Source organism: Streptomyces sp. MJM8645, from assembly GCF_001625365.1.
Classification (GTDB): Bacteria; Actinomycetota; Actinomycetes; order Streptomycetales; family Streptomycetaceae; genus Kitasatospora.
This window is the reverse complement of record NZ_LJJF01000001.1, coordinates 3,841,414-3,861,108: the sequence shown is the minus strand read 5'-3', so window position 1 is coordinate 3,861,108 and position 19,695 is coordinate 3,841,414. Positions and strand designations below refer to the sequence as shown.

The 19,695-nt window shown below is 72.9% G+C and carries 16 protein-coding genes; 5 read left to right on the top strand and 11 right to left on the bottom strand.

Features of this window, described 5'->3' with window-relative positions; translation table 11 throughout:
- Positions 1–288 precede the first annotated feature (288 nt).
- Positions 289–1,536, bottom strand: a complete 1,248-nt coding sequence (purD, locus tag A6F73_RS16530; protein WP_063348512.1) for a phosphoribosylamine--glycine ligase — start codon at positions 1,534–1,536, stop codon at positions 289–291.
- Between the two features lie 375 nt (positions 1,537–1,911).
- Here purD and A6F73_RS16525 point away from each other — a divergent pair, with 375 nt between their 5' ends.
- The gene (locus tag A6F73_RS16525; protein WP_079135741.1) at positions 1,912–2,697 is read left to right on the top strand and encodes an SLATT domain-containing protein; all 786 of its coding nucleotides are present in this window, start codon (positions 1,912–1,914) and stop codon (positions 2,695–2,697) included.
- Between the two features lie 77 nt (positions 2,698–2,774).
- Here A6F73_RS16525 and A6F73_RS16520 read toward each other — a convergent pair whose 3' ends face one another.
- The 3 genes from A6F73_RS16520 to A6F73_RS16510 all read right to left on the bottom strand — a co-directional run bounded on the left by A6F73_RS16520 (position 2,775) and on the right by A6F73_RS16510 (position 5,666).
- Positions 2,775–3,422 carry a hypothetical protein gene (locus A6F73_RS16520; protein ID WP_063348510.1) on the bottom strand — a complete coding sequence of 216 codons (648 nt, stop codon included), beginning with the start codon at positions 3,420–3,422 and terminating at the stop codon, positions 2,775–2,777.
- Positions 3,423–3,537: 115 nt separating this feature from the next.
- Complete coding sequence (locus tag A6F73_RS44375) at positions 3,538–4,671, bottom strand: GntR family transcriptional regulator (RefSeq protein ID WP_063348509.1); 1,134 nt, start codon at positions 4,669–4,671, stop codon at positions 3,538–3,540.
- Between the two features lie 197 nt (positions 4,672–4,868).
- Complete coding sequence (locus A6F73_RS16510; protein WP_063348508.1) at positions 4,869–5,666, bottom strand: carbon-nitrogen family hydrolase; 798 nt, start codon at positions 5,664–5,666, stop codon at positions 4,869–4,871.
- A gap of 173 nt (positions 5,667–5,839) precedes the next feature.
- Here A6F73_RS16510 and A6F73_RS16505 point away from each other — a divergent pair, with 173 nt between their 5' ends.
- Positions 5,840–6,661 carry a maleylpyruvate isomerase family mycothiol-dependent enzyme gene (locus A6F73_RS16505; protein ID WP_063348507.1) on the top strand — a complete coding sequence of 274 codons (822 nt, stop codon included), beginning with the start codon at positions 5,840–5,842 and terminating at the stop codon, positions 6,659–6,661.
- Between the two features lie 165 nt (positions 6,662–6,826).
- Positions 6,827–7,675 (top strand): Bro-N domain-containing protein, encoded by an 849-nt coding sequence (locus A6F73_RS16500; RefSeq protein WP_079135740.1) that lies wholly within the window; start codon positions 6,827–6,829, stop codon positions 7,673–7,675.
- Between the two features lie 57 nt (positions 7,676–7,732).
- Here the strand turns inward: A6F73_RS16500 and A6F73_RS16495 are convergent, their stop codons facing one another.
- The 6 genes from A6F73_RS16495 to pdhA form a co-directional block, all read right to left on the bottom strand.
- The gene (locus A6F73_RS16495; RefSeq protein ID WP_079135739.1) at positions 7,733–9,094 is read right to left on the bottom strand and encodes an MFS transporter; all 1,362 of its coding nucleotides are present in this window, start codon (positions 9,092–9,094) and stop codon (positions 7,733–7,735) included.
- A gap of 111 nt (positions 9,095–9,205) precedes the next feature.
- Positions 9,206–10,384, bottom strand: coding sequence for a M64 family metallopeptidase (locus A6F73_RS16490; protein WP_159398470.1), 1,179 nt, complete (start codon positions 10,382–10,384; stop codon positions 9,206–9,208).
- Between the two features lie 230 nt (positions 10,385–10,614).
- Complete coding sequence (locus A6F73_RS16485; RefSeq protein ID WP_063348504.1) at positions 10,615–11,838, bottom strand: benzoate/H(+) symporter BenE family transporter; 1,224 nt, start codon at positions 11,836–11,838, stop codon at positions 10,615–10,617.
- A gap of 256 nt (positions 11,839–12,094) precedes the next feature.
- A complete protein-coding gene (locus A6F73_RS16480; protein WP_063348503.1) occupies positions 12,095–13,558 on the bottom strand; it encodes a dihydrolipoamide acetyltransferase family protein in 1,464 nt (487 codons plus the stop codon).
- Positions 13,559–13,573: 15 nt separating this feature from the next.
- Positions 13,574–14,551 (bottom strand): alpha-ketoacid dehydrogenase subunit beta, encoded by a 978-nt coding sequence (locus A6F73_RS16475; protein ID WP_107452899.1) that lies wholly within the window; start codon positions 14,549–14,551, stop codon positions 13,574–13,576.
- Positions 14,548–15,708, bottom strand: coding sequence for a pyruvate dehydrogenase (acetyl-transferring) E1 component subunit alpha (gene pdhA / locus A6F73_RS16470; protein WP_244293412.1), 1,161 nt, complete (start codon positions 15,706–15,708; stop codon positions 14,548–14,550). Before pdhA ends, A6F73_RS16475 begins: the two co-directional genes overlap by 4 nt.
- 420 nt (positions 15,709–16,128) lie before the next feature.
- Here pdhA and A6F73_RS16465 point away from each other — a divergent pair, with 420 nt between their 5' ends.
- Together A6F73_RS16465 and A6F73_RS16460 are read left to right on the top strand one after the other, a co-directional pair.
- A complete protein-coding gene (locus A6F73_RS16465; RefSeq protein ID WP_063348500.1) occupies positions 16,129–16,788 on the top strand; it encodes a response regulator transcription factor in 660 nt (219 codons plus the stop codon).
- A gap of 67 nt (positions 16,789–16,855) precedes the next feature.
- On the top strand, positions 16,856–17,956 hold the full coding sequence (locus A6F73_RS16460) for a phosphotransferase (protein ID WP_079135737.1): 1,101 nt from the start codon (positions 16,856–16,858) through the stop codon (positions 17,954–17,956).
- A 20-nt stretch (positions 17,957–17,976) separates the two neighbouring features.
- On the opposite strand, the gene A6F73_RS16455 is transcribed toward A6F73_RS16460, so the two are convergent.
- Complete coding sequence (locus tag A6F73_RS16455; RefSeq protein WP_107453050.1) at positions 17,977–19,623, bottom strand: protein kinase; 1,647 nt, start codon at positions 19,621–19,623, stop codon at positions 17,977–17,979.
- Between the last annotated feature and the right edge of the window lie 72 nt (positions 19,624–19,695).

The window sequence follows — 19,695 nt, the reverse complement described above, 5'->3', positions numbered from 1 at the left end:
GCACCCGCCCGGCCGGACGCCGTCCAGCATCCCCCCGTGGGAACACCGCTACCCGGCGGCGACCCCGGCGCACGGCCACGTCGCACTGCGATCCAGCGCACCATAAGGCCGGGCGCCCGGCTACGTCAGCCGGATGCGGGTGCTGTCACCCGATGGGCTGGAATCCGACCGCCGAACGGTGCGCCGGCCCCCGGAGTCACTCCCGCCCCGGAAACGCCGCAGGGCGCTGCGTCCATGGGGGGAAATCCCACGGTGCGCGGCGCCCTGCGGGCGGAGGCGGGGCAGGGCCTACTCGGTGGCTGCCTTCAGGGCGATGTCGGTGCGGTGCTGGCCGCCCTTGAGGGTGATCCGGTCCACGGCGGCGTACGCGCGGTCGCGCGCCTCCACCAGGTCGGCGCCGGTCGCGGTGACCGACAGGACGCGGCCGCCGGCGCTCAGCACCCGGCCGTCCTCGTCGGCCCTGGTACCGGCGTGCAGGACGAACGCGGTGCCGTCGGCCTCGGCCTCGGCCAGGCCCTCGATCGGGTCACCGGTGCGCGGCGCGGCCGGGTAGCCCTCGGAGGCGACGACCACGGTGACGGCCGCGCCCTCGTCCCAGCGCAGCGGCTCCAGCTGGTCCAGGGTGCCGGTGGCGGCGGCCAGCAGCACGGCGGCCAGCGGGGTACGCAGCCGGGCCAGCACGACCTGGGTCTCCGGGTCGCCGAAGCGGGCGTTGAACTCGATCACCCGGGTGCCGCGCGAGGTGAGCGCGAGGCCCGCGTACAGCAGGCCGGAGAACTCGGTGCCCCGGCGGCGCAGCTCGTCGACGGTCGGCTGCAGGACGCTCTGCTGGACCTCCTCGACCAGCCCGGCGGGCGCCCACGGCAGCGGCGAGTAGGCCCCCATGCCGCCGGTGTTGGGGCCCTCGTCGCCGTCCAGCGCGCGCTTGAAGTCCTGCGCGGGCTGGAGCGGGACGACGGTGGTGCCGTCGGTGATCGCGAACAGCGACACCTCGGGGCCGTCCAGGTACTCCTCGATGACCACGCGCTCGCAGGAGGCGGCGTGCTCCAGCGCGGCCGCGCGGTCGGAGGTGACCACCACGCCCTTGCCGGCGGCCAGGCCGTCGTCCTTGACCACGTACGGCGCGCCGAAGGCGTCCAGCGCCTCGGCGGCCTCGGCAGGGGTGGTGCAGACGTAGGAGCGGGCGGTGGGCACGCCGGCCCCGGCCATCACGTCCTTCGCGAAGGCCTTGGAGCCTTCCAGTTGGGCGGCTTCGGCGGACGGGCCGAACACCGGGATGCCGACCGCGCGCACGGCGTCGGAGACGCCCGCGACCAGCGGGGCCTCCGGGCCGACGACGACCAGGGCGGCGCCGAGCCGCACGGCCAGGTCGGCGACCTGCGCGCCGTTCAGCTGGTCGACCGGGTGGACCGTCGCCACCTGCGCGATCCCGGCGTTGCCCGGGGCACAGTGCAGCTCGGAGACAGCGGGATCTTGGGACAGAGAGCGGCACAGGGCATGTTCGCGGGCGCCGCCGCCGATGACGAGGACCTTCACGCTTGGCAAGGGTAGTCGGTGGCCAGTTCCGGCCGCTCTCCGGTCCCGTCCGATCCTCCAGTCGGGGAGGTCCGTACGCCGAGGATGTCGGAGAAACCTCCAACTCGGACCGGCTCGGTGCGCACCGGGTGCCCGAGTCAGGACGGCGGGTCACCGGACCCTCCCTCGGACGGGTGAAATCTCGCCGCCCCCCGCATCCCTTCCACCTCGGGCTCCGGTGGCCGAATCCGGTAACGATCACCGGGGAAGCGACCCCATGGTCAGCCATTTGGCGGTAAGAAGTGCTGTTGGACAACCAACGGCAGACGCCGCGTCAGCCGATGGACCGCCAGACCGCCAGACCCAGCAGTCCGCCCGCCACAGGGAGCCCCACAGGTGAGCCAGCCGGAAATGCAGCCCGAGGAGAGTGCCTGGGGCAAGGAGATCGGCGAGGAGGACCCGCCCGCCGCGACCATCGCCCGCCAGGCGTCCACCCGCCGACGGACCGATCTGAGCACTCGACAGTTCCCCCTCGGGGACTGGGGCGAGCCGGCCGAGCGCCTGGAGGAGCTGTACCGCTGGTCCGAGGAGCGGGCGGTCGAGGCGATCGAGTGGTACCGCAAGGACCGGATCTGGAAGCGCCGCTGGGCGCGCCTGCTGCGGTTCGGCACGGCCGGCTTCGCGGTGGGCGGGGTGACCGCGCCGCTGGTCGACCTGACCGGCGCGGTCTCGCACGGCACCAGCTGGGGCTACGTCGGCCTGGCCCTCGCCGCCGCCTGCTACGGCACCGACCGGGTGTTCGGCCTCACCTCCGGCTGGATGCGTGACGTCAGCACCGCGCAGGCGCTGCAACGCCGGCTGGAGGCCTTCCAGTTCGACTGGGCGTCGGAGTGCGTGCGCGAGGTGCTCGGCCCGACCGAGGGCACCGCGGGCGAAGCCGCCGAGCGCTGCCTCGGCGTGCTGCGCCGGTTCTGCGAGGACGTCTCGGACATGGTCCGCACCGAGACCTCGGAGTGGATGCTGGAGTTCCGCGCGTCCATGACCCAGCTGCCCACCCAGGCCCCGGGCACCTGGGGCGGGCGCAGCGAGAACGGGGTGGGCGCCCAGGTGCGGGTGCTGCCGCCGCCGGGCACCCGACCCACCATGCCGCGCCAGCGGCCGCCGGAGGGGCCGCTGCGGTAGCGGGCGGGAGGGCCGCCTGCCGTGGTGGGCGGGAGGATGCAGCGGGCGGCGCCTCGGGCGGAAGGCGGCCGGGCGCCTCAGGCGAAGACCACCATCGAGCCCTGGGCGAGGCTGCGGGTCGCCGCCGCGTACAGGCCCGCCCACGCGTGCCGCTCGCGAGCGAAGGGGTGCAGGTCGTCCAGCGGCGGCCCGAACGGCTGCTCCAGGCCGGTCGGGCCGAGCGGCCGGGTCGGGCCCGGCGGGTTGAGCGGGTCGAGGCCCAGCGCCGGGGCGACGGCCTGCAGTTCGCGCAGCAGCCCGTGGCTGGAGCCGAGCGGACCACCGGAGGCGAGCAGTGCGTCGTCCACCAGCGGCGCCGGGAACTCTATCGGCACGTAGGCACCCGCGTGGTCGAAGTGCCAGACCAGGTGCGACTGTTCGGCGCTGCTCTCGAACATCTCCAGCAGCTGCTCGTAGTCGCCGCCAAGCGAGTCCACCGGCGTGATGTCCAGCCCGGTGAGGCCCAGCAGGTAGGCGCGGCGCAGGAAGTGCAGCGAGTCGTAGTCGAAGGCGGCTATCGGCTCGACCGCCCCGCTCAGCCCCGGCACGTACTGGTAGACCGGCACCTCGGGCAGCCCGCGGGAGGCCAACACCGAGTTGTAGAGGGCGAGATCGTCCCTGAAGGGATTGTCGGGGCTGTGGCTCAGCACGTCCACGAGCGGGACGAGCCAGAGGTCGCAGGCCATGGCCGGCAGTTCCTCTCCGGGCGGCGGGGTCGCCCGCAGGACGGGACGACGACGGGGGCGGGGTCGGTACCCGGACGGCCGTTGTGCGGGACGCCCGGTTCGACGACCGCCCACCCTACCGGCCCGGGGCGGGGCGCGGGTCGGGCCGTCCCTGCGGTACGTCCGGGGGCGGTTCGGGCAGCCGCCGGCCGAACCGGCCGTACGGCACCGAGCGCGGCTGCGGCACCAGGCCGAGGCCCAGCCCGAGTTCGCGGCCGAGCTCCCGGCCGACCTCCCGGCCGACCTCCTCGCCCGGCCGGCGTCGGCCCCTCCCGACCTGGTCGAACGCCTGGCCGGGAACCGGTTCCGCCGCCACCGACGGGACTTCGGCGGACGGGGCCGGCGGCACGGGCTCGCCGCCCAGGAGCCCGCCGCCGGGCCCGCCGCCATCGGGCTCGCCGTCCAGGGGTTCGCTATTCAGGAGTTCGCTGTCCAGAGGCTCGCCGTCCAGGGGTTCGCCGTCCAGGGGTTCGCCGTCGAGGGGTTCGGTGAGCAGCCCCAGCACCGTCACCGACTCCAGCGGCCGCCCGGCCAGCCCGGCCAGCAGCCGGGCGGTGTACAGGTTGTACTCGCAGATGATCCGGTGCGCGCCGACCAGGTCCCGCGCGCCGATGGCGTCGACCAGGTCGAGGTGGCGGTCCCAGCAGATCTCGGCCAGGACGGGCAGCTCCCGCAGGTAGGGCGCGGCGAACATCCACGACTGCACCCGCAGCCAGTCCAGGTAGTCGCCGATCCGGCGGTTGCCGATCAGCGCGGCGACCTCCTGCCAGAACCGGCGGTCGCAGCCCACCATCACGTCCAGGTTCCCGGCCCGGGCGGCCCGGACCGCCGCGTCGGCGCGGCGGCGCAGCGAGGGCAGCCTGGCGAGGTCCGGCAGCGCCCGGCGGGCGGAGAACTGGCGGTAGTAGCTGTCGGTGACCAGCACCCGGGACTCGAAGATCTCCAGGAAGTCGTCCCAGCCCAGCTCGGGCACGGTGAACCCGCGGTGGTGCTCGGCCCGCAGCAGGCCCTGCGCACCGAGGTCGACCAGCGCCTCGCGGGCCGGGGTCGCCGAGACTCCGTACAGCTCGGCGATCTCCTTGACGGTGAAGTTGCGGCCGGCCGCCAGCCGGCCGGCCATCATCTCCTCGCGCAGCGCACCGGCGATCTGCTCGCGCAGGCTGTTGCGCTGGATGACGGGACGGGTGTCGCCTGCGCCGTTGCCGGGCATGCGCGCAACCTCCTGGGGCGGGCTGATCAGGCCGCCCCTCGGCGGACCGGCCAACGAGCGGCGGGGAACACGACGAGTGCTCATCTTCTCAAACCCGCCCCGAGAAGGTACAAACCAACCCCCCGGAGGCCTCCGACACCCCCGGACTCCCCCCGCCCGGGCCGTGCCGGGCGGGGCCGAGCGGGGCCGGGCCCGGGTCAGCGCTGGACCGGCGCCGGGATCCCCAGCAGGCGGTCCCGCAGCACCGGGAACTCCTCGCGAGCCTTGCCCACCTCGGCCGGATCGAACTCGACGGTCAGCACCTGCTCCTCCGTACCGGCCTCGGCCAGCACCCGGCCCCACGGGTCCACCACGATGCTGTGCCCGGCCTGCTCGACCCCGGCGTGCGTCCCGGCGGTGTTGCAGGCCAGCACGAACGCCTGCTCCTCCACCGCGCGCGCCCGCGCCAGCAGCGTCCAGTGCTCGCGCCGCCGGGCCGGCCAGGCCGCCGGAACCACCAGCAGCTGCGCGCCGGCGTCCAACAGCGCCCGGAACAGCTCCGGGAAGCGCAGGTCGTAGCAGGTGGCCAGGCCCAGGGTGGCGAAGTCGGTGGCCGCGGTGACGATCTCCTGCCCGGCGCCCATCACCACCGCCTCGCCGCTGTCGAAACCGAAGCGGTGGATCTTGCGGTAGGTGTGCACCAGCTCGCCGTCCGGGGCGAACAGCAGCGAGGTGTTGTAGATCGGCCCGTCCGGATCGCGCTCGACGATCGAACCGGCGTGCAGCCAGACCCCGGCCGCCCGCGCGGCCGCCGCCATCGCGTCCGACGTGGGCCCGTCCAGCGTCTCGGCGCCGTCCGACCACAGGTCGTAGGCGAAGCCGCCGAGCGGCCACAGCTCCGGCAGGACCACCAGGTCCGCGCCCTGCTGCGCCCGGACCAGCGCGGCGGCCCGGGCCCGCCGTTCGGCGGGCGGCTCGGCGTCGGAGACCCCGAGTTGGATCAATGAAGCGCGCACAGTACCACCGTCCACGGCAAGAGACCTACGATCGTCACCCGAAAGCGCTGCCCAGCTGTCTCCCGGCAGCGTAACGTGCGGTTAGCTTGTGCGCCCGGAAGCCGGACCATCCCGGCCGACCGGGGAGGCCGGGCGCAGAGGGCAAGGAAGCTGACGGAGGGCCGGAGATTCCCGTGACGGACAACCAGACCGTGCAGGCTTACACGGAGGCGTGGGCCCAGAGCATCGAGTCCATATCGGAGCTGGTCGCCCCCCTCCCCGAGGGCTCCTGGAACCGGGCCACCGAATGCCCCGGCTGGTCGGTCCGGGACGTCGTCTCGCACATCATCGCGGTCGAGTCCGAACTCCTCGGCGACCCCCGCCCGATCCACTCCCTGCCACGTGACCTTCGCCACGTCACCACCGACTTCGCCCGCTACATCGAACTGCCGGTCGACAAGCGCCGCTGCCACACCGCGCTGGAGATGACCAGCGAGCTGGAGTACACGATCATCCGCCGCTCCCGGGCGCTGCGGAACGCCAAGCAGATGCCCCTGGAGCCGGTGCGCTGGCCGGGCGGCCCGAACAGCCGCGACGTGCCGTACCACGAGCTGCTGCGCCTGCGGGCCTTCGACGTCTGGGTGCACGAGCAGGACCTGCGCCGCGCCCTGGGCACCCCCGGCAACCTCGACTCCCCGGCCGCCCTGATCACCCGGGACGTCCTGCTGGGACTGCTGCCCAAGGCCGTCGCCCACCAGGCCGGCGCCCCGGCCGGAACGGCCATGGTCCTGGACGTCACCGGCCGCGTGGAGTTCCTGCGCACCATCCGGGTCGACTCGACCGGCCGCGGCACCGTCGACGAGTCGATCAGCCTGGCCCCCGACGTCCAGCTCACCATGGACTGGGAGACCTACCTCCGGCTCGCCTGCGGCCGCGGCCGCCCCGGCCCGGTCACCATCGACGGCGACAAGGAACTCGCCGACCGCGTCCTGTCCGCCTTCGCGGTCACCATCTGACCCCAGCCACCCCACAGCGCACGCCACCCGGCGTACACGCACAAGTGCGCGCCGGGTCGGCACCACTCGTGCATCCATCCGTCAATCCAGCACCATCACCTCACCCGTTCGACCTCGTTGTTCCGGGCATCCCAGCCATCACCCGGAAGAAGGAGGGGCGTCCCCATGGACGACGAACAGCAGCAGATGGTCTTGGTCCGGTCCAGCTTCCCGATCACGGGGCAACCGATCAGAGTCGTGATGATCGACGGACAACCGTGGTTCGTCACGGCGGACGTGTGCCGAATCCTGGGCCGAGGCAATCCGAGCGAGGCCCTCAAGATCGTGAATCCGGCGGACGCACGTACCGTCAACCTGCGCTCGATTACTCTCAGAAATTCTGAGAGTAATCACGTTTTCGCAGGTCAAAAACCCTACACGCGCGGGAATCCGGTCCTCGGAGTGGTCAATGAGAGCGGCCTGTACGCGCTGATCATGCGCTCCACGAAGCCCAACGCCCGACCGTTCCAGGAATGGGTCACCCGCGACCTCCTTCCCTCCGTCCGCCGCGGGGACACCGACATCCCCACTCAGCAGCGACGGATGGCGGAGAGCCTGACCGAGGCGATCGGGCAGCAGGTAGAGATCGTCGCCGAGATCGACCACGAGGACTGGCCCGGCCTGACCGTCCACTCGGATGGGACGGTCCACTGCCACCACGGCGAGATGGTCCTCCACCTACCGAACCGCGAAGAGGACAGCGGGCCGCCGTTCGGCGCCTACTTCGCCTGCACCGGCGAAGAACGAGTCGGAATCCGGGCCAGCCGGATCGTCCCCGGCTGCCCCAAACTGAAGCTGGTGGACCTGATCCGCATGCGGCGCGAAGCCGCCGAGCAGCCGGTGCGACCGGGGGCGCATCCGGCTCGCACACCGATGATGCCGCCGGAGGGCACGGTGCTCTGTGTGATCGACCGGGTCCAGCTCTACGGACGGCCGCCGGAGGTCACCGAGGTGCTCCGGGGTATCGGGCTGTAATCGCGGGAGACCCTTGTTCTGAACAAGGGTCTCCCGCATCTTCGCAGGCCAGAGACCCTAAGCCCCCGCCGCGACCTTGCGGCGCAGGCGCAGGATCATCGCCGTGCCGACCGCCAGCGGGACGTACTGCCAGCAGAACGCCCAGCGGAAGGCGTCGGCCGAGTAGGAGTCGGTGCCGGCCGGGGAGAGGCCGTCGAGGAGGACGCCGATGCCGAAGAGGGTGATCATCGTGCCGATGAAGCCGCCCATGTTGACGATCCCGGAGGCGGTGCCGAGGCGCTCCACCGGGTTGCGGGCGCGGGCGTAGTCGAGGCCGACCAGTGAGGCGGGGCCGTTGCTGCCCATCACCACGATGATGGCGGACAGCAGCCAGATCGGGGGGTGTCCGCCGGGCCAGGCCAGGACGAGCGCCCAGCCGAGGGCGGTGGCCGTGATGACGGTGAGGACGATCGGCATCCGGGCTCGCGCCGAGACGGAGAGCACCCGGCCGAACAGGAAGCCGAAGGCCATGTTGCTGAGCACCAGCAGGGTCAGCATTCCGCCGGCCGCGGCCCGGGAGAGGCCTTGCGCCTCCACCAGGTAGGGCAGGCCCCAGAGCAGGCCGAAGGCGTTGCCGGGGAACTGGGTGGTGAAGTGCACCCAGAGCCCGAGCCGGGTGCCCGGTTCGCGCCAGCACGCGCGGACCTGTCGGCCGACGTTCGGCCGCGGCGCGGGCGGGTGTTCGACCGGCCGTACGGCGGCGGCCGGGGCCTCCTTGAGGAAGAGCGCGACCAGCGCGAAGACCGCGACGCCGAGCAGGGCGATCGCGGTGAAGGTGGGTGTCCAGCCCTCGCGGTGCAGGGCCTGTGCGAGCACCACGGTGGTGATCAGGTTGCCGCCCATTCCTGCGAGGCCGGTGAGCTGGGCCACGAACGGGTTCCGGGCGGCGGGGAACCATCGGGCGGCGAGCCGCAGCACGCTGATGAAGGTCATCGCGTCGCCGCAGCCGAGCACCGCCCGGGAGGCCAGCGCGGGGGCGAAGGAGGAGCTGAACGCGAAGGCCAGTTGGCCGAAGCTCAGCAGGACGACGCCGATCAGCAGCACCCGGCGCGGCCCGATCCGGTCGACGAGCAGGCCGACCGGTATCTGCATGGCCGCGTAGACCAGCACCTGGAGGATCGAGAAGGTGGAGAGCGCGGAGGCGCCGATGCCGAAGCGGTCGGCGGCGTCCAGTCCGGCCACGCCGAGGCTGGTGCGGTGGATCACCGCGAGGATGTAGACGCTGACGCCGATGGACCAGGCGAGCCAGGCCGCGCGCCCGCCGGGCGGGGACGGCGCGGGGGCTGCCGACGGTGCGGGGGCGGCCGACGGCGGCGAGTCGGCGGTTCGGGGAGCGGGGACGGACAGGGGTGCGGCTGAACGGGCGGGCTCCACGGTCATAGTGCGACCAGACTAGTCATCCCATGATGGGATGCCCAGTGCGGGGTGCGGTCGATCGTCCACGGACCACGGATTCCGCGGGCCGGGCGCGGGCCGGGCGCCAGCCGGGCGTCAGCCGGTCACCGTCCAGGACACCGACCGGGTCATGTAGCGGTCCCGGAAGGCCTCGTCCCGCACCCAGTCGGTGGTGTCCCGGACGGTCGCCGTGACGGTGGCCGTCCGGCCCGGTGCCAGGTTCAGCTGGTCGGTGTCGAGCCAGGTGCCGTCGGCGGCCTGCGGCGTCACCGCGACGCCGTCCACCTTCCACTCGACCTTCAGCTGTCGCGGGCCGGTCAGCGGCACCGGCCGGACGTTCAGCCGCGGGCGCCCGCTCACCTCGCCGGGCGGCGGCGACGGGGCGTCGGTGGGCCGGATCCTGCGGTACAGCTCCTCCATGATCGCTTCGCGCGACGGCAGGTTGTAGGCGCTGCCCAGGGTGCGCATCACCGAGTCGGGGGTGGGCCGGTAGAGGCCGTTGGCGCTGCGGTAGGCGCCGACCGTCCCGGCGCCGTCCGGGGACTGCGCGCCCAGCCAGCGCCACCACTTGGTCTGCTTCTTGCGCATGTCGTCGGCGTCGAGGGTGGCGAGGTTCGGGTACTCGGCGTCGTCCGGGGCGCTGTCGTACTCGTCGCCGAGGTCCCCCACGGTGTGTCCGATCTCGTGCTGGATGATCCGCCCGGCGTCCGGGCTGCCGCCGGCCAGGGTGGTCACCCCGGTGCCGCCGGCGCCGCCGTACTCGGTGGAGTTGGCCAGGGCTATCAGGTACTGCGGCCCGGAGCTGTCGCCCGCGTACCGGGCGGTGGCGGATTCGTCGGCGCAGAGCAGCCGTGCGGTTCCGTCGCACCAGAAGTGCATGCCGAGCGGGGTGGCGGGGTTGCGGCCGCGGCTCTCGGTCTCGGCTATCCCGGAGACCGGGGAGACCACTTCGACCCGCCGTATGTTGAAGAACCCCTGGTAGGTGCGGAACGGCTCGATGGCCATCAGCGCGTGCCAGGCCCGGTCGACCTGCTGTCGGAACAGGTCCTGTTCGGTGGCCGTGTAGCCGTCGCCGAGCAGGACCAGGGTGATCCGGTTGGCCGGGTCCCCGGTGCGGCGTATGTCGACGGTGGGGGCGGCCGTGACGGTCCGGCGGTCGGCACGCTGTGCGCTGTGCGGCGGGACCGCTCGGTCGGCGGGGGCGCCCGGCCCGATCACGCCGAACGGCGAGGGGCCGACCAGTTCCAGGGCGGCGGGGAGTACGGCGGTGGACACCAGCACGAGCGCGGCCAGACTCCGAACGAGACGGCCAGGGTTGCCAGGTGGCATACGGGTGCGTCCTCGGGGTTCCGGTCACCCGGCGTAGCCCGGGTGGTGGAGCGAAGACGTACCCGGACGGGTGTGTCACCCCTACCGCGCGCCGAAAATGTCACCGACCTGGCCGAATGACCCTCACCTCACCAGTCATCCCAATGACTGGAATCTGGCCGATGACAGGCCCCTCGTCAGCGCCTGCGGAGGCTCAGCACCAGGTGGGTGCCGAGCCCGAACAGCAGGCCCCAGAAGGCCGAGCCGATCCCGAACAGGCTCATCCCCGAGGCGCTGGCCAGGAAGGTCACCACCGCCGCGTCCCGCCCCCGCTCGTCCGCCACCGCCGCCGCCAGGCTGCCCTGCAGCGAGGCCAGCAGGGCGACCCCGGCGATCACCGCGATCAGTTCCTTCGGCAGGCCGGTGAACAGGCTCACCAGCACCCCGCCGAAGCTGCCCACCAGCACGTACAGCACGCCCGAGGACATCCCCGCGACGTAGCGGCGGCGCGGGTCGGGGTGGCTCTCCGGGCCGGAGCAGATCGCCGCCGTGATCGCCGCCAGGTTCACCCCCGGCGAGCCGAACGGCGCCAGCAGCAGCGACACCACACCGGTCGACCCGATCAGCAGCCGGTCGTCCGGCCGGTAGCCGAAGGCCCGCATCACCCCGAGGCCCGGTGCGTTCTGCGAGGCCAGCACCACGATCGTGAGCGGCAGCGCCAGCCCCACCGTGGCCGCCCAGGAGAACCCCGGCACGGTGAACACCGGCCGGGTCGGCCCGCCCGCGCCCAGGTGCAGCGGGAGTCCGACGGTCAGCGCCGCCAGCACCCCGCCCACCAGCAGCGCCACCGGGACGGCGTACCGCGGGGCCAGCCGCTTGGCCAGCAGGAAGGCCGCGAGGCTGCCGACCACCAGCACCGGCGCGCCGTGCACGGCGCCGAAGATCCCGGCACCGAAGGAGAACAGGATGCCCGCCAGCATCGCGTTGACGATCCCGGCCGGCACCGCCGCGATCAGCCGGCCGAACCAGCCGGTCACCCCGAAGAGCGTCACCACCACCGCGCTCACCAGGAACGCCCCCACCGCCTCCCGGTACGGGTACGCGCCCAGGCTGGTCACCAGCAGCGCGGCGCCCGGGGTGGACCAGGCGGTGATCACCGGGGTCCTGGTCCACCAGCTCAGCGCGAAGCCGCTCAGCCCGCTGCCGATGGCCATCGCCCAGATCCAGGACGCCGTGTGCGCCGCGTCCAGCCGTCCGGCGGCCGCCGCCGCGAGCACCACCACCAGCGGCCCCGAGAACGACACCGCGATGCAGACCAGCCCCGCCAGCAGCGCCGGCCCCGACACGTCCCGTCGCAGTGACCGGCGCTCCCCGCCCCTGTCCGGTACCGTCTCCGGTCGGACCGTCAGCTCTTCAGTCATTCCGGAAGTATCCCGAACGCCGCGCCGGGGCCCCGGAAAAGTCTTTGAAACCACCTGCAACCCCCGGCGAGGATGCACGTCTGTAGGGATGAAGTCACGTCATGTGCGCGTCCGTCATCGGTTGGTCCTGATCGCCGTCCGCCGGCCTCGCTCCCAGCGCCGACCGACGGGCGGGCGGAAGCGGAGGGGCCTTCCCCCACACGGCGGTGTGGGGGAAGGCCCCTTCGTGGCTTCCCGTTCGTGACGTCCCGGGCCGTCAGCCCCAGGTGATCAGGCGCTTCGGGCGCTCCAGCAGCGCGGCCACGTCGGCCAGCACCTTGGAGCCCAGCTCCCCGTCCACCAGGCGGTGGTCGAAGGAGAGCGCCAGCGTGGTCACCTGACGCGGGACGACCTTGCCCTTGTGCACCCACGGCATGTCCCGGATCGTGCCGACGGCGAGGATCGCGGCCTCGCCGGGGTTGAGGATCGGGGTGCCGGTGTCGACGCCGAAGACGCCGACGTTGGTGATGGTGATGGTCCCGCCCTGCATGTCGCCCGGCGAGGTCTTGCCCTGGCGGGCGGTGTCGATCAGCTCGCCCAGCGAGACGGCGAGGCCCGTGAGGGTCTTGCCGCCGGCGTCCTTGATGTTGGGGACGATCAGGCCGCGCGGGGTGGCCGCGGCGATGCCGAGGTTCACCTGGCCCTTGATGACGATCTCCTGGGCCGCCTCGTCCCACTGCGCGTTGATCTCGGGGTGCCGCTTGACCGCGGTGAGCAGCGCCTTGGCGACCAGCAGCAGCGGGCTGATCCGGACGTCCCGGCCCAACTCGCCGCTCTCCTTGAGCCGGCGGACGAACTTCATCGTGCGGGTCACGTCGACCTGGACGAACTCGGTGACGTGCGGGGCGGTGAAGGCCGAGGCCACCATCGCCTGCGCGGTCGCCTTGCGGACGCCCTTGATCGGCACCCGGACGTCGCCCGTCACGGTGACCGGCACCGGCACCGCGGCACCGACCGGCCCGGCCTCGACCGGCGCCGCCGCCGGGGCGGCCTGCGCGGTGGCCAGGGCCGACGCGTGGGCGTGCACGTCCTCGCGGGTGATCACACCGTCCCGGCCGGTCGGGACGACCGCGCGCAGGTCGATGCCGAGGTCCTTGGCCAGCTTGCGCACCGGCGGCTTGGCCAACGGCCGCTCCCCGGCGGGCTGTTCGGCCAGGACGGGCGAGGCGGGCGCGACCGGTGCGACCGGTGCCGGAGCGGCCGGCACGACGGAAGCGGCTGGCACGACGGGCGCGGCCGGAGCCGGCGTCGCGGTGACGGTCGTCGTGGTCGTGCGCCGGGCCCGGCGCTGGGCGGTGCCGGTGCGCGGGCCGTAGCCCACCAGCACCTCGCGCCGCTCGGGTTCGGCCGGTTCGGCCGGCGCGGCGGCGGCGACGGACGCGACAGCAGCAGCAGGAGCGGCAGGAGCCGCGGCCCCGGCCTCCCCGGCGACCGCGACCGAGATGATCACGGTGCCGACGTCGACCGTCGCGCCCGCGGGGAAGAAGAGCTGCTCGACGACCCCGTTGAACGGGATCGGCAGCTCCACCGCCGCCTTGGCGGTCTCCACCTCGCACACGACCTGCCCGTCGGTGACGGTGTCACCGGGCTTGACGTACCAGCTGAGGATTTCGGCCTCGGTCAGGCCCTCGCCCACATCGGGCATCTTGAACTCGCGGAGCGAGCGAACTTCGGTGGTCATCTTCGCTCCCCCGGATCAGTACGCGAGTGCGCGGTCGACGGCGTCGAGCACGCGGTCCAGGTCGGGGAGGAAGGCCTCCTCGACGCGGGACGGCGGATACGGCGCGTGGTAGCCGCCGACCCGCAGAACGGGCGCCTCCAGGTGGTAGAAGCACCGTTCGGTGAGCCGGGCGGCCAGTTCGGCGCCCATGCCCAGGAAGACCGGCGCCTCGTGCACCACGACGGCCCGACCGGTGCGCTTGACCGACTCCTCCAGGGTGGTGAAGTCCACCGGGGAGAGCGAGCGCAGGTCGACGACCTCCAGGCGGCGGCCGTCCTCCTCGGCGGCCGCGGCGGCCTCCAGGCAGACCTTGACCATCGGGCCGTAGGCGAGCAGCGTGGCGTCGGTGCCGGAGCGCACGATCCGGGCGTCGTGCAGTCCGAGGTCGGCCGCGTCGCCGACCTCGCCCTTGTCCCAGTACCGGCGCTTGGGCTCCAGGAAGACCACCGGGTCGTCCGAGGCGATGGCCTGCCGCAGCATCCAGTGCGCGTCGTGCGCGTTGGACGGGCTGACCACGCGCAGGCCCGCGGTGTGCGCGAAGTACGCCTCGTGCGACTCGCTGTGGTGCTCGACCGCGCCGATGCCGCCCGCGAAGGGGATGCGGATGGTGACCGGGAGCTTGATGTTCCCGAGCGCGCGGGCGTGCATCTTGGCCAGCTGGGAGACGATCTGGTCGAAGGCCGGGTAGACGAAGCCGTCGAACTGGATCTCCACCACCGGGCGGTAGCCGCGCAGCGCCAGGCCGATCGCGGTGCCGACGATGCCGGACTCGGCGAGCGGGGTGTCGATCACCCGTCCCTCGCCGAAGTCCTTCTGCAGGCCGTCGGTGATCCGGAAGACACCGCCGAGCTTGCCGATGTCCTCGCCCATCAGGACGGTCTTCGGGTCGCTCTCCAGCGACTTGCGCAGCGCGCCGTTGAGCGCCTTGGCAATGCTGAGCTGACCGGCCATCAGTGGTTCTCCCCCGCCTCGAAGGAGGCCGCGTACTGGACGTACTCGGCCCGTTCCTCATCGACCAGCGCGTGCGGCTCGCTGTACACGTGGTCGAAGATCAGGGTCGGGTCCGGGTCGGGCATGCCGCGCACGCCCTCGCGCACCCGCAGCCCCAGCCGCTCGCTCTCGGCGTCGATCGCGGTGAAGAACTCCTCGTCGGCCAGGCCCTCCTTCTCCAGGAGGGCGCGGAGCCGGGCGATCGGGTCCTTGGCCTTCCAGGCCTCGGTCTCCTCGGTGGGCCGGTAGCGGGTGGGGTCGTCGGAGGTGGTGTGCGCGCCCATCCGGTAGGTGAACGCCTCGATCAGCACCGGGCCGTTGCCGCTGCGGGCGTGGTCGAGCGCCCAGCGGGTGACGGCCAGGCAGGCCAGCACGTCGTTGCCGTCGACCCGGACGCCGGGGAAGCCGAAGCCGGAGGCGCGGCGGTACAGCGGGATCTTGGTCTGGGTGGTGGTGGGCTCGGAGATCGCCCACTGGTTGTTCTGGCAGAAGAACACGACGGGCGCGTTGTAGACCGAGGCGAAGGTGAAGGCCTCGTTGACGTCGCCCTGGCTGGAGGCGCCGTCGCCGAAGTAGGCGATGACCGCGTCGTCGGCGCCGTCCTTGCTGATGCCCATCGCGTAGCCGGTGGCGTGCAGGGCCTGCGCGCCGATCACGATGGTGTACAGGTGGAAGTTCTTCTCGTTCGGGTCCCAGCCGCCGTGGTTCACGCCGCGGAACATGCCGAGCAGGTTGAGCGGGTCGACGTCGCGGCACCAGGCGACACCGTGCTCGCGGTAGGTGGGGAAGGCGTAGTCGCCGGTGCGCATGGCGCGGCCGGAGCCGACCTGGGCGGCCTCCTGGCCGAGCAGCGAGGCCCACAGGCCCAGCTCGCCCTGGCGCTGGAGTGCGGTGGCCTCGCCGTCGAACCGGCGGACCAGCACCAGGTCGCGGTAGAGGGCGCGCAGCTCCTCCGGGGTGGTGGTGAGCGGGTAGTCCGGGTGCTCGACCCGCTCGCCTTCCGGGGTGAGCAGCTGTACGAGCTCCGGCTGGGCGTCCTTCCCCGTGGCGCGGAGGGTGTCAGGGACGCCGGGGGCCGCCTTCTTGCGGGCCCTCGCCGTGCTTTTGACGGTCACGTTCACTCCTCGGTCTGTCCGGCCGCCCGGGGTCGCCGGTGACCGGTCCGGTCACCGCCTCGCGGGGCGCGCGTGGGTGTGCGCTCCTACTGCGGGGCAGGTGGTGATCCTGTTCCGACGGCGTCCCTCACGAGAACGTTACCCAGCGTCCGCCCTTGGCGCGCTTGCGCTAGGACGTCCTACTTGTTCAGGGCTTACAACCCCGAGGGTGCCGCGGGCAGCGCGCCGTCGGAAGGGTGGGGGTGACGGACCGCGTGACGCAGCTCTCAATTCGGGCGCCTTCAGGACACCAGCGCACGTTATCCGGGCGCGGGCCCGTACGTAAGGGGGTTCTCGGTATCGGTTTTGGACCGCCCCGGCCGGACCACCTGGCTGCGGCACCAGGGACGATAGGTCTTCCGTACGGTGATATGGGAGGCTTTGGACGTGACTGATAACGGACAAATCAGGGTGTTCCTGCTCGACGATCACGAGGTTGTCCGGCGGGGCGTGCACGATCTGCTCTCGGTCGAGGACGACATCGAGGTGGTCGGCGAGGCCGGCACCGCCGCCGAGGCGCTCACCCGGATCCCGGCGGTCCACCCCGATGTCGCGGTGCTCGACGTCCGGCTGCCGGACGGCAACGGGGTCGAGGTCTGCCGGGAGATCCGGTCCCGGATGCCGGAGATCAAGTGCCTGATGCTGACCTCGTTCTCGGACGACGAGGCGCTGTTCGACTCGATCATGGCGGGCGCGTCCGGCTACGTCCTGAAGGCGATCCGCGGCACCGATCTGATCACCGCCGTCCGGGACGTCGCGGCCGGCAAGTCGCTGCTCGACCAGGTCGCCACCAGCCGGGTGCTGGCCCGGCTGCGCGACGGCGGCGAGAAGGAGGACGAGCGGCTGGCGCAACTCACCAAGCAGGAGCGCCGGATCCTCGATCTGATCGGCGAGGGGATGACCAACCGTCAGATCGGCAACGAGTTGCACCTGGCCGAGAAGACGGTGAAGAACTACGTCTCCAGTCTGCTCGCCAAGATGGGCATGGAGCGACGCACCCAGGCAGCGGCCTTCGTGGCACGGCACCAGGCGGACCAGCAGCACTGATCAGAACAGCGATCACAGAACTGACGACTTGTCAAGGGCCCCCGCACGGGGGCCCTAACCTCTGGCTGTGACTTTCAGCCAGACCCTCTCCTGTTCCCCGGCCCGCCCCGACCTCTCCGCGCCGCCGATAGGGACCCTCAGTCCGCCCGTCCCGCGCGCCGCACTCGCCGAGGTCCTGGGCCGCTACCGGGTGGGGGGGCTGCTGACCGCCGAACCGGTCGCCGAAGGCCTGCTGAACCGCGGTTACCGGGTCACCACCGAGACCGGCGCGTACTTCCTGAAGTGCTACGTCGACGCCGCCACCGCCAGCCGCCCGAAGATCGTCGCCCACCACCGGGCGATGGCCGGGCTCCAGGCCCTCGGACTGCCCGTCGCACCCCCGCTGACCTGCGCCGAACGAGCCGGCACGGTGGCCGGCTACGGCGGCCGGCTGTTCGCGCTGTTCCCCTGGGTGGATGGCCGACACCGGCACGGTACCGACCTCTCCCCGCCGCAGTGCGACGCGCTCGGCGCGCTGCTCGGCCGACTGCACGGCGCGCTCGACGACGTGTGCGCCCCCTTCGAACAGCCCCCCGGCTACCGCACCGCCGACCCCCTCGACAGCGCCGACCTCGCCCGCGACCTGCGGCGCCACGCCCGCGACCACCGCCCGTACGGCGACCTGGACGCGCTGGTCGAACGGCGGCTCACCGAACGGCTGGAACTGCTCGCCGAACACGCCCACCGCCGCCCCGCCCCGCAGACCGCCCCGCCCACCGGCTGGACCCACGGCGACTTCCACGGACTCAACCTGCTGTACGGCGACGGCCCCGACGGCGGCCCGGTCGCGGCCGTCCTGGACTGGGACAAGCTCGGCCCGCAGCCGCGCGCCGAGGAGGCCGTCCGCGCCGCCACGCTGCTCTTCAACGACCGGGCGTCCGGCACCCTCGACCTGGTGCGGGTCCGCCACTACTCGCAGTCCTACCGGGCCACCGGGGCCGCCACCGCCGAACACCTGGCCGCCGCCGTCCACCGGGTCTGGTGGGAGCGGCTGAACGACTTCTGGATGCTCCAGTGGCGCTACCAGCGGGCCGACCACCGGGCCGACCCGCTCTACCCCGCCTCGGCCGGCCAGTTGACGTGGTGGTGCCAGGAGTACGAACAGGTCCTGGACGCCTTCGCCAACTGACCGGTGTCAGCCCGGCCCGATCAGGGCGTCGCCGGCGGCTGGGTCGCCGGCGGCTGGGTGGCCGGCGGGTTCGACTTGGTCACCGGCGGCTGCGTGGCCGCCCCCGTGCTGCCGCCGCTTCCCGTGCTCGGGGTGGTCGGCGCCGTGCTGGGCGTGCCGGGCGCCGTGGTGGGGGGCGGGGTGTGGCTGGGGGTCTGGCTGGGCGACGGGGTCGTCGAGTGCTTGCCCGAACCCGGCGACGGCGACATGTTGTTGTTGCCGTTGTTGTTGCCGCCGTTGTTGTTGCCGTTGTTGTTGCCGCCGTTGTTGTAGCTGCCGCCGTTGCTGCCGTTCTCGGTCGGCTGCGTCGGGCGCCGGCTGCCGGTGTTGGACGCGGGCGGGCTCTGCGAGCCGCTCTGGGGCGGCGTGCTGGGCTCGGTCGTGCTGACCGCCGGGAGCGGCGTCGGCGGCACGATGTGCGAGTTCCCGGGTTCGTTGCCGCTGAACGCGAACGCCATGCCGACCCCGGCCGCGAGCAGCACGGCCACGGCGCCGGCCACCCAGGCCCACGGCCCGCGCCGACGGCCGGAGTCGCCGTCGTCGTCGCCACCGTAGGGGCCGCCGGCCCCCGGGTAGGGCGTCGACGGGGTGTGCGGGCCGCCCGGGCCCCCCATCCCCTGGTAGGGCAGCACCGAGGTCTGGTCGCCGGGGCCGATCGCGCCGAAGGCCGCGGTGGCCGCGGTCTGGTCGGGCCGGATCACCTGGGTGGCGTCGGTGTTCCCCTGCCCCGCGGCGGCCAGCCCGGCCGTCGCGCCGGCCCAGCCCGCGCCGCCCGCGCCGTGCATCTCGCGCAGCGCGTGCTGGAGGTGCGCGCGGAACTCGTCGGCGTCCTGGAAGCGGTCGTCCGGGTTCTTGGCCAGCGAGCGCAGCACCAGCTGGTCCAGCCCGACCGGCACCCGGCCGTTGGCCTGCGAGGGCGGCACCGGCATGTCCTGGACGTGCTGGTAGACCACCGAGAGCGGGGTGTCGCCGGTGAACGGCGGGCGCAGCGCCAGCAGTTCGTACAGCATGCAGCCGGCCGCGTACAGGTCGGAGCGGTGGTCGACGGGCTTGCCGAGCGCCTGCTCGGGCGAGAGGTACTGCGGGGTGCCCATGACCATGCCGGTCTGGGTCATGGTGCTGGCCGTGCCGGTCAGCGCCCGGGCGATGCCGAAGTCCATCACCTTGACGGCGCCCGCGGTCGTGATGATCACGTTGGCGGGCTTGATGTCCCGGTGGACGATGCCGTTGCGGTGGCTGTAGGCCAGCGCCTCCAGCACCCCGGCGATGATGATCAGCGCCTGGTCGACCGGCGGCGCGTCCTCGTCCACCAGCAGCTCGCGGACGGTCCGGCCCTCGACCAGCTCCATCACGATGTACGGCGTGGACTCGTCCCCGGCGTACTCCTCGCCGGTGTCGTAGACCGCGACGATCGAGTGGTGGTTGAGCCCCGCGACGGCGTGTGCCTCGCGGGTGAACCGCAGCCGGGCGATGTCGTCCTGGGCCAGCTCGCCGCGGAGCAGCTTGACCGCGACCGTCCGGCCCAGCCGTACGTCCTCGGCCGCGAACACCTCGGCCATGCCGCCGCGGCCGAGCCGGTAGGTCAGCCGGTAGCGGCCGTCGCCGACCGTGCCCAGCGGCGCGGCCATGCCGCGGCCGGGGGTCTGCGGGCCGCCGGGCCCGACCGGGGGAAACGCGCTGGTCGCGGCGTCGTTGCCGGG

What these genes read in the sequence shown, in the direction of transcription:
- A6F73_RS16520 (WP_063348510.1), bottom strand. Translation starts at nt 3,422, where the DNA reads ATGGCCTGCGACCTCTGGCTCGTCCCGCTCGTGGACGTGCTGAGCCAC.
- A6F73_RS16455 (WP_107453050.1), bottom strand. Translation starts at nt 19,623, where the DNA reads ATGGCCGCGCCGCTGGGCACGGTCGGCGACGGCCGCTACCGGCTGACC.
- A6F73_RS16495 (WP_079135739.1), bottom strand. Translation starts at nt 9,094, where the DNA reads ATGACCGTGGAGCCCGCCCGTTCAGCCGCACCCCTGTCCGTCCCCGCT.
- A6F73_RS16500 (WP_079135740.1), top strand. Translation starts at nt 6,827, where the DNA reads ATGGACGACGAACAGCAGCAGATGGTCTTGGTCCGGTCCAGCTTCCCG.
- A6F73_RS16480 (WP_063348503.1), bottom strand. Translation starts at nt 13,558, where the DNA reads ATGACCACCGAAGTTCGCTCGCTCCGCGAGTTCAAGATGCCCGATGTG.
- A6F73_RS44375 (WP_063348509.1), bottom strand. Translation starts at nt 4,671, where the DNA reads ATGCCCGGCAACGGCGCAGGCGACACCCGTCCCGTCATCCAGCGCAAC.
- A6F73_RS16485 (WP_063348504.1), bottom strand. Translation starts at nt 11,838, where the DNA reads ATGACTGAAGAGCTGACGGTCCGACCGGAGACGGTACCGGACAGGGGC.